General features: G+C 70.9%; 6 protein-coding genes. 5 read left to right on the forward strand and 1 reads right to left on the reverse strand.

The window, feature by feature from the left end; all coding sequences use genetic code 11:
- Positions 1-139: 139 nt before the first annotated feature.
- Positions 140-2,722 (reverse strand): aminopeptidase N, encoded by a 2,583-nt coding sequence (gene pepN, locus ABZ641_RS17340; protein ID WP_359982730.1) that lies wholly within the window; start codon positions 2,720-2,722, stop codon positions 140-142.
- 336 nt (positions 2,723-3,058) lie between these two features.
- Between pepN and ABZ641_RS17345 the strand changes: the two genes are divergently transcribed.
- The 5 genes from ABZ641_RS17345 to dxs all read left to right on the forward strand — a co-directional run bounded on the left by ABZ641_RS17345 (position 3,059) and on the right by dxs (position 9,952).
- A complete protein-coding gene (locus ABZ641_RS17345; RefSeq protein WP_344625732.1) occupies positions 3,059-4,255 on the forward strand; it encodes an ROK family transcriptional regulator in 1,197 nt (398 codons plus the stop codon).
- Positions 4,256-4,498: 243 nt separating this feature from the next.
- Complete coding sequence (locus ABZ641_RS17350; protein ID WP_344625716.1) at positions 4,499-5,593, forward strand: substrate-binding domain-containing protein; 1,095 nt, start codon at positions 4,499-4,501, stop codon at positions 5,591-5,593.
- Positions 5,594-5,786: 193 nt separating this feature from the next.
- Positions 5,787-6,575 carry an ATP-binding cassette domain-containing protein gene (locus ABZ641_RS17355; protein ID WP_344625717.1) on the forward strand — a complete coding sequence of 263 codons (789 nt, stop codon included), beginning with the start codon at positions 5,787-5,789 and terminating at the stop codon, positions 6,573-6,575.
- Positions 6,572-7,861: a sugar ABC transporter permease gene (locus ABZ641_RS17360; RefSeq protein WP_344625718.1), complete on the forward strand. Its 1,290-nt coding sequence runs from the start codon at positions 6,572-6,574 to the stop codon at positions 7,859-7,861. The genes ABZ641_RS17355 and ABZ641_RS17360 overlap by 4 nt, the downstream gene beginning before the upstream one ends.
- 183 nt (positions 7,862-8,044) lie before the next feature.
- Positions 8,045-9,952 carry a 1-deoxy-D-xylulose-5-phosphate synthase gene (dxs, locus tag ABZ641_RS17365; protein ID WP_359982735.1) on the forward strand — a complete coding sequence of 636 codons (1,908 nt, stop codon included), beginning with the start codon at positions 8,045-8,047 and terminating at the stop codon, positions 9,950-9,952.
- Positions 9,953-9,990: the final 38 nt, after the last annotated feature.

Below are 9,990 nucleotides of genomic sequence, written 5' to 3' on the forward strand. Positions count from 1 at the left end.
GTGCGGGGACTGCTGGTGCGGGTACTGCGGTCAAGGCACGCTCCGTGGTGTGGTGGGGCCGGCCGCGCCCGGGGCCGCCGCGGCGGCGCCCCGCCGGGGGCGGGCCGGGGGGGGCGGGCCCGCCCCCCCCCCGGAAGGGTCAGTGGCGCTCGCCGGCCGCGCGGTCGGCGGCCTGCGCCCGGAGGGCGCGCTCGACGCCGGCCCGGGACTCGACGACCTGGCGGCGCAGGGCCGGCGCCGGGTCAGCGGAGGCCAGCCAGGCGTCGGTGGCGTCCAGGGTGGCCTGCTCGACCTGGTAGGCCGGGTACAGGCCGACGATGATCTGCTGCGAGATCTCGTGGCTGCGGCTCTCCCAGACGCCCTTCACCGCGGCGAAGTACTTCTCGCGGTAGGCGGCGATCAGCTCGCGCTGGTCGGGCTGCTGGAAGCCGCCGATGACGGCCTCCTGCACGTAGTTGGTGAGCTTGTCGGACTCCACCACCGAGGCCCACGCCTCGGCCTTGGCCTCGGCGGTCGGGCGGGCGGCCCGGCAGCTCGCGGCGTGCTCCTGGCCGGAGGAGGTGTTGTCGCGCACCAGCTCCTCGTCGACGGCCTTGTCGTCGGCGCGGCCGGTGGCGACCAGGCGGGCCAGCAGGCTCCAGCGCAGCTCGGTGTCGACGGCCAGGCCCTCGATCACCTCGGAGCCGTCGAGCAGGCCGGCCAGCAGGCCGAGCTGCGCGTCGGTGCGGGCGGCGCCGGCCAGGGTGCGGGCCCAGGCGAGCTGGTGGTCGCTGCCGGGGGCGGCGGCGCGCAGCTGCTCCTCGGCGGCGGCGGCCCAGCGCTGCAGGCCCTCCTCGCGCCACGCCGGGTCGGCGTACATCTCCAGGGCGAGCTTGACCTGGCGCTGCACGGACTGCACGACGCCGATGTCGGACTCGCGCTGCAGGCCGGAGAGGGCGAGGGCGAGGTAGTCGCGGGTGGCGAGCTCGCCGTCGCGGGTCATGTCCCAGGCGGAGGCCCAGCACAGGGCGCGCGGCAGCGAGTCGGCGAAGTCGCCGAGGTGGTCGGTGACGACGGCCATCGAGTCCTCGTCGAGGCGGACCTTGGCGTAGGACAGGTCGTCGTCGTTGAGCAGCAGGACGGCGGGGCGGTGCCGGCCGACCAGCTCGGGCACCTCGGTGCGCGGGCCGTCGACGTCGAGCTCGATCCGGTCGGTGCGCACCAGGGAGCCGTCGGCCAGCTCGTACAGGCCGATCGCGATCCGGTGCGGGCGCAGCACGGCCTCGCCGCGGGCGCCGGCGGGCAGCGCCGGGGCCTCCTGGAGGACGGTGAAGGACTCGATCTCGCCGTCGGTGTTGATCCGCAGCTCGGGGCGGAGCACGTTGATGCCGGCGGTCTCCAGCCACGCCTTGGACCAGGTCCGCAGGTCGCGGCCGCTGGCCTCCTCCAGGGCGCCGAGCAGGTCGGGGAGGGTGGTGTTGCCCCAGGCGTGGCGCTTGAAGTAGGCCTGCACGCCCTGGAAGAACGCGTCCTGGCCGACGTAGGCGACCAGCTGCTTGAGCACCGAGGCGCCCTTGGCGTAGGTGATGCCGTCGAAGTTGACCTGGACGTCCTCCAGGTCGTTGATCTCCGCCATGATCGGGTGGGTGGACGGCAGCTGGTCCTGCCGGTACGCCCAGGTCTTCATCTGGTTGGCGAAGGTCGTCCAGGAGTGCGGCCACTTGGAGCCGGGGGCCTCGGCCTGGCAGACGGCCTCGGCGAAGGTCGCGAAGGACTCGTTCAGCCAGAGGTCGTTCCACCACTCCATGGTCACGAGGTCGCCGAACCACATGTGGGCGAGCTCGTGCAGGATCGTCGCGGCGCGCATCTCGTAGGAGGCGTCGGTGACCTTGGAGCGGAAGACGTACTGGTCACGCAGGGTGACGGCGCCCGCGTTCTCCATCGCGCCGGCGTTGAACTCCGGAACGAACAGCTGGTCGTACTTGGCGAACGGGTAGGCGAAGTCGAACTTCTCCTGGAAGTAGTCGAAGCCCTGCCTGGTGACGTCGAAGATCGCCTCGGCGTCCAGGAACTCGCGCAGCGAGGGGCGGCAGTACACGCCGAGCGGCACCCGCTGGTCGCCGTTGGCGTACTCGTCGAAGACGCCCACGTAGGGACCGGCCACCAGCGCGGTGACGTAGGTGGACATCCGCGGGGTGGGCTCGAAGGCCCAGGTGCGGGTCGCGCCCTCGCCGGCCGGCTCGGGGGTGGGGGAGTTGGAGACCACGACCCAGCCCGCCGGGGCCGTCACGGTGAAGCGGAAGGCCGCCTTGAGGTCGGGCTGCTCGAAGGCGGCGAACACCCGGCGGGCGTCCGGGACCTCGAACTGGGTGTACAGGTAGGTCTCGCCGTCCACCGGGTCGACGAAGCGGTGCAGGCCCTCACCCGTGTTGGTGTAGGCGCAGTCGGCGACCACCCGGAGCTCGTTCTCGGCCCGGACGGCGGGCAGGGCGATCCGGCTGTCGGCGAAGTTGGCGAGGTCCAGCGACTCGCCGTTCAGCACGATCTCGGAGACGCTCGGCGCGACCAGGTCGATGAAGGTGGCGGCACCCGGGGTGGTGGCGGAGAAGCGGACCACGGTGGTGGACCGGAAGGTGCCCCCCTCGGGGGCCGAGCCCAGGTCGAGCTCGATGTCGTACGACTCCACATGCAGGAGTGCGGCCCGGGTACGGGCCTCCTCACGGGTCAAGTTGGTGCCAGGCACTCGCAGGACTCCTTCGTCAGGCTTGGTTGGGGGCATCCTTTCACGAGCGTCCCCCACGCGGACCTGCGATTTCCGGGGCTGTCGGGCGGTTCGGGCGTTCGGCTACGACACTCGACGTAGGGCGGTGGCTGAGGTTTCGCAACGATCTGCCTTCGCCCTTGACTCTGTATTGCGGACTTGGCTGAGCTTAGAGTTCAGAAGTTGAAGATGAACGCCCGGTTGAGGATTCGACACCGCAGGGTGACGGCCCGGCCGGCCACAACGAGCTCCGCCGCAAGGGCGCGGCAGGGACGGGAGCGGTCGGGTTCCCGTGCCCTGGGAGGGTGAATCATGTCGATGGACACGCCGGGATCGCAGTCCTCGCTGCACCGGGCGAACCTCGAGAGGGTGCTGCGGGCCGTGCGGATGGCCGGCTCGCTGACCCAGGCCGAGATCGCCAGGTCCACCGGGCTGTCGGCGGCGACGGTGTCCAACATCGTCCGCGAGCTGAAGGAGAGCGGCACCGTCGTGGTCGCCGACACCTCCTCGGGCGGCAGACGGGCGCGCAGCGTCTCGCTCAGCGGGGACGCCGGGATCGTGGTCGGGGTCGACTTCGGCCACACCCATCTGCGGGTCGCGGTGGGCAATCTGGCGCACCGTGTGCTGGCCGAGGAGAGCGAGCCGATCGACACCGACGTGTCGGCGCAACAGGGCTTCGACCGGGCGGAGACGCTGGTCGGACGGCTGCTGACGCAGGCCGGCTTCCGGCCGGACAAGGTGATCGGCGTCGGACTGGGCGTGCCCGGTCCGATCGACGTGGAGACCGGCGCGCTCGGCTCGACGGCGATCCTGCCGGGCTGGACGGGCGTCAACCCGGGCCGGGAGCTCTCCCAGCGCCTGGGCATGCAGGTGTACGTGGACAACGACGCGAACCTGGGCGCCCTGGGCGAGTTGGTGTGGGGCGCGGGCCGTGGGCTGAGCGACCTCGCGTACATCAAGGTGGCCAGCGGCGTCGGCTCCGGACTGGTCATCAACGGGCAGATCTACCGGGGCCCCGGCGGCACCGCCGGGGAGATCGGGCACATCACCCTGGACGAGGCCGGACCGGTCTGCCGCTGCGGCAACCGGGGCTGCCTGGAGACCTTCGTCGGCTCGCGCTACCTGCTCAACCTCTTGAACGCGAGCCACCCCGGGGAGTTGACGCTCACCAAGGTGGTGCAGCTGGCGCAGCAGGGCGACCTGGGCTGCCGGCGGGTCATCGCGGACGCCGGACGGCAGATCGGGTCGGGAGTCGCGACCCTGTGCAACCTGCTGAATCCGCGTCGGGTGATCCTCGGCGGAGAGCTCGCGGAGGCCGGTGAGCTGGTGCTTTCCCCGATCCGGGACTCGGTGGCGCGGTACGCGATCCCGAGTGCGGCGCGGCAGCTCTCGGTCGTCCCGGGCACGCTCGGCGGCCGGGCGGAGGTGCTCGGCGCGCTGGCCCTGGTGATGAGCGAGATGGGTGAATCGGGCGCGATCCGGCACACCGGACTGGCCTCCGCGTCCAGTGCCTGAGCACCCCGCGAGCCGACCCTGAACAGCCCCTGAGCAGCCCCTGAGCTGCGCCGATCGGCCCCCGACCTGTCCCGGCAGGCGGGGGCCGCGGTCGTTTGATCTCGGCTTCGCCTTCAGGAAGATAACGAAAGGGTTCGGATCACCGCAGTTGCGGTTTTACTTATTGACGACAAGGTGCGGGCCGGGTTGACTCCACTCAACCTCGCCGCAAGGTTGCGGCACTGTCAGGGAGGCACCCCCACCATGAACGCAATGATGCGTCGCGCTGTCATCGGCACCGCTGCTGTTTCGATGGCTCTCTCCATGGCCGCCTGTGGCAAGGCTGGCAGCGACAAGAAGGACGACGCCAAGGGCGGCGACAGCAAGTCGATCGGCCTGCTGCTCCCGGAGAACGCGTCCTCCGTGCGCTACGAGTCCTTCGACAAGCCGTTCATCGAGGCCAAGGTCAAGGAGCTGTGCGGCGACTGCACCGTCAAGTACAGCAACGCCGAGGGCTCGGCCGCCAAGCAGAAGCAGCAGTTCGACACCCTGATCGCCCAGGGCGTCAAGGTCATCATCCTGGACGCGTTCGACGCGGCCTCCACCCAGTCCTGGGTGAAGGAGGCGGCCGACAAGGGCGTCAAGGTCATCGCGTACGACCGCCTGGCCACCGGCCCGGTCTCCGCCTACGTCTCCTTCGACAACGAGAAGGTCGGCGAGCTGCAGGGTCAGGCCCTGGTCGACGCCCTCGGCGCCAAGGCCGCCGACGCCAACATCGTCATGATCAACGGTGACGACGCGGACCCGAACGCCGGCAAGTTCAAGTCCGGTGCGCACAAGGTCCTCGACGGCAAGGTCAAGAAGGTCGTCTACGAGCAGTCCGGTGAGTGGAAGCCCACCGTGGCCGGCCAGAAGATCGGCGCCGCGATCACCCAGCTCGGCAAGGACGGCTTCCAGGCCGTCTACTCCGCCAACGACGGCATGGCCGCCGCGATCATCACCCAGCTGAAGTCCGCGAACATCAACGTTCCGGTCGGCGGCCAGGACGCGGGCCTCGACGCCATCCAGCGCCTCGTCAGCGGCGAGCAGTCGTACACCATCTACAAGGCGTACAAGCCGCTGGCCGACTCGGCCGCCGAGCTCGCCGTCGCGCTGCTGCAGGGCAAGGACGTCAAGGCCGTCGCCTCCGCCAGCATCGACAGCGACACCGACAAGGGCATCCCGGCCAAGCTGCTCGACCCGAAGGTCGTCACCAAGGCCAACATCAAGGACACCGTGATCGCCGACAAGCTGTACACCGTCGCCGACATCTGCACCGGCACCTACGCCGACGCCTGCAAGGCCGCGGGCCTGCAGTAAGTCCACCCGGGTGGGCGCTCCCCGGCGGGAGCGCCCACCCTGCGGCGAGACCGGCTCCCCACCTCCGGCGGCGGGGCTCCACCCGGGCCCCGGCCGGTCTCCACCCCTTTTCTCGCACTAACCTTCGCGCCCGGGTCGGCGCGCGGCAGGCCGTGTCATGCCCATATCCGGGGGCTGGCACGGAACGAAGGAGATGGTTCACGTGACAGGCGCACCCGTACTGGCGTTGCGCGGTGTCTCCAAGCGCTTCGGTGCCGTCCAGGCGCTCACCGATGTGCACCTGGAGGTCCACGCCGGCGAGGTGGTCGCCCTGGTGGGCGACAACGGTGCAGGCAAGTCGACGCTGGTGAAGACGATCGCCGGCGTGCACCCCATCGACGAGGGCGCGATCGAGTGGGAGGGCAGCAAGGTCGCGATCAACCGGCCGCACGACGCCCAGGCCCTCGGCGTCGCCACCGTCTACCAGGACCTCGCACTCTGCGACAACCTCGACGTGGTCGGCAACCTCTTCCTCGGCCGCGAGCTGCGCCGCTTCGGCGCGCTCGACGAGGTCGCCATGGAGAAGCGCGCCAAGGAGCTGCTCGACACCCTGTCGATCCGCATCCCCAGCGTCCGCATCCCGATCGCCGCCCTCTCCGGCGGCCAGCGCCAGGTCGTCGCGATCGCCCGTGCCCTGGTCGGCGACCCCAAGATCGTGATCCTGGACGAGCCCACCGCCGCCCTCGGCGTCGAGCAGACCGCCCAGGTCCTCGACCTGGTCGAGCGCCTGCGCGACCGCGGCCTCGGCGTGATCCTGATCAGCCACAACATGGCCGACGTCAAGGCCGTCGCGGACACCGTCGCGGTGCTCCGCCTGGGCCGCAACAACGGCGTCTTCGAGGTGGCCAACACCTCGCACGAGGAGATCATCTCCGCCATCACCGGCGCCACCGAGAACGCCGTGACCCGGCGTCAGGCACGTATCGCGGAGGAAGCGAAGTGACCACGGACCAGACCACCAACGCCGCGGAGAAGGCCCCCGAGCCCGCCGCCGCGCCGGCCGCCCCGGCGGTCGACCCGCGCCTCCTCGTCCGCGAGGCCGGCTTCGCCGGCTACCTCGCCGAGTTCAAGCGCAAGATGAAGAGCGGCGACCTGGGCTCCGTCCCCGTCGTGCTCGGCCTGATCCTGATCGGCGCCATCTTCCAGGGCATCACCGGCGACTTCCTCAACGCCGACAACCTCACCAACATCACCAAGTGGGTCGCCGGCCCCGGCCTCATCGCCGTCGGCATCGTCTTCGTGCTGCTGCTCGGTGAGATCGACCTCTCCCTCGGCTCGATCGCCGGCGTCTCCGCCGCGATAGCCGCCGTCCTCTCGGTGCGCTCTGGCCTCAACGAGTGGCTCGCCTGCCTGATCGCCATCGCGGCCGCCGTCGCCATCGGCGCCCTGCACGGCTTCTTCTTCGCCAAGATCGGCGTCCCCGCCTTCGTCGTCACCCTGGCCGGCCTGCTCGCCTGGAGCGGTCTGCAGATGTACGTCCTCGGCGACAAGGGCACCGTCAACGTCCTGAACGACGGCGTCCTCGCCAACCTGGACACCTACTTCCTCGGTGACGGCGACGTCGCCTTCACCTGGGGCTTCGCGGTCCTCGGCATCGCGCTCTTCGGCGCCGGCCAGTTCCTGGACGCCAAGCGCCGCGGCGACGCCGGCCTGCCGGCCCGCCCGATGAGCGAGATCGCGCTGCGCACCGGCGTGCTCGCCGTCATCGGCCTGGTCGCCGCCTACATGCTCAACCAGGACCGCGGCCTGCCGCTGCCCCTGGTGATCTTCCTCTCGATCGTCGTCATCACCGACTTCGTGCTCCGCCGTACCTCCTACGGCCGGCAGATCTTCGCGGTCGGCGGCAGCGTCGAGGCGGCCCGCCGCGCCGGCATCAACGTCGCGTGGGTCCGGATCTCGGTCTTCATGATCTCGGCCGGTATGGCGGCCCTCGGCGGCCTCTTCATCGCCTCCCAGCAGGGCTCCGCCGACAAGCTGCTCGGCAGCGGCAACGTCCTGATGAACTCGATCGCGGCGGCCGTCATCGGCGGCACCAGCCTCTTCGGCGGCCGCGGCAAGACCTGGTCCGCCCTGCTCGGCATCCTGGTCATCCAGTCGATCATCACCGGCCTCGACCTGGTCCACGTGAACCAGGCGATCCAGTACATGATCACCGGCGCGGTGCTGCTCGGCGCCGTCGTGCTCGACTCCGTCTCCCGCCGGACCCAGAAGTCCAGCGGCCGGGGCTGACGACACGCCCGGAGCAGTGTGAGGCCCGGCACCCGAACCGATCGGGTGCCGGGCCCCGTCATGTGTAACCGGAGCCCCCATGCGCCGCATGGTGTCCGCCAGCCGGACATTAGACTCTTGCAGTCGGGGAAGCCCGGCCAGGCCGGACAGAGAGGTCTGGGAACAGTGAACGAGGAGGAACGGGTGGCCCTGCTGACCCGCATTAGGGGACCGCGCGATCTCGACCGGCTCACCCCGGCGCAGCTGGCCGACCTGGCCGAGGAGATCCGCGGCTTCCTGGTCGAAGAGGTCTCGAAGACCGGTGGCCACCTCGGCCCGAACCTGGGCGTGGTGGAGCTCACCATCGCGATGCACCGGGTCTTCGACTCGCCGCGCGACCGGATCCTGTTCGACACCGGCCACCAGAGCTACGTCCACAAGCTGCTCACCGGCCGCCAGGACTTCTCCCGGCTGAAGATGAAGGGCGGCCTGTCGGGCTACCCGTCGCGCGCCGAGTCCGAGCACGACGTGATCGAGAACTCGCACGCCTCGACCGTGCTCGGCTACGCCGACGGCCTCGCCAAGGCCAACAAGATCCAGGGCCACAAGGACCGCCCGGTCGTCGCCGTCATCGGCGACGGCGCGCTGACCGGCGGCATGGCCTGGGAGGCGCTCAACAACATCGCCGACGCGAAGGACCTGCCGGTCGTCATCGTCGTCAACGACAACGAGCGCTCCTACTCGCCGACCATCGGCGGCCTGGCCAACCACCTCGCGACCCTGCGCACCACCCAGGGCTACGAGCGGTTCCTCTCCTGGGGCAAGGACGCGCTGCAGCGCACCCCCGTCGTCGGCCAGGCGATGTTCGACACCCTGCACGGCGCGAAGAAGGGCCTGAAGGACTTCATCGCCCCGCAGGGCATGTTCGAGGACCTCGGCCTCAAGTACATCGGCCCGATCGACGGCCACGACCTGGTGGCGCTGGAGTCCGCGTTCACCAAGGCCCGCGGCTTCGGCGGCCCGGTGATCGTGCACTGCATCACCGAGAAGGGCCGCGGCTACCACGCCGCCGAGAACAACGACGAGGACCGCTTCCACGCGGTCGGCGTCATCCACCCCGACACCGGCCTGCCGGTGAAGTCCTCCGGCAAGGACTGGACCTCCGTCTTCGGCGAGGAGATGGTCGCCCTCGGCCGCGAGCGCAAGGACATCGTGGCGATCACCGCCGCGATGCTCCACCCGGTCGGCCTGGCGCCCTTCGCCAAGGCCTACCCGGACCGCATCTTCGACGTCGGCATCGCCGAGCAGCACGCGGCCGTCTCCGCCGCGGGCCTGGCCACCAACGGCCTGCACCCGGTCGTCGCCGTGTACGCGACCTTCCTGAACCGCGCCTACGACCAGGTGCTGATGGACGTCGCCCTGCACAAGCTGGGCGTCACCTTCGTCCTCGACCGGGCCGGCGTCACCGGCACCGACGGCGCCTCGCACAACGGCATGTGGGACATGTCGATCCTGCAGACCGTCCCGGGCCTGCGGCTCGCCGCCCCGCGCGACGCCGACCAGGTCCGCGCCCAGCTGCGCGAGGCCGTCGAGGTGCCGGACGCGCCCACCGTCGTCCGTTACTCCAAGGGCAGCGTCGGCCCCGCCGTGCCCGCGATCGGCAAGGTCGGCGGCATGGACGTGCTCCGCGAGAGCGGCGAGAGCGGCGGCGACAGGCGCGCCGACGTGCTCATCGTCTCCGTCGGCGCGATGGCCCCGCTCTGCCTGGAGGCCGCCGAGCTGCTCGACGCCCAGGGCATCACCTCCACCGTCGTCGACCCGCGCTGGGTCAAGCCGGTCGACAAGGCGCTGCCCGGCCTCGCCGCCGAGCACCGCGTCGTCGTCACCGTCGAGGACAACGGCCGCGTCGGCGGCGTCGGCTCCGCGATCGCGCAGGCCCTGCGCGACGCCGACGTCGACCTGCCGCTGCGCGACTTCGGCATCCCGCAGGAGTTCCTCGACCACGCCAAGCGCGAGGAGATCCTCGCCGAGATCGGCCTCACCGCCCCGGACGTCGCCCGCCAGGTGACCGCCCTGGTGGCGCGCCTCGACGCGCAGCCCGTCCAGGCCTGACCGCCGTCCGCCGGAGCCCCGGGCGCAGCCGCGCCCGG

Origin of the sequence: Kitasatospora sp. NPDC007106, assembly GCF_040634455.1 — a bacterium.
GTDB lineage: Bacteria > Actinomycetota > Actinomycetes > Streptomycetales > Streptomycetaceae > Kitasatospora > Kitasatospora arboriphila.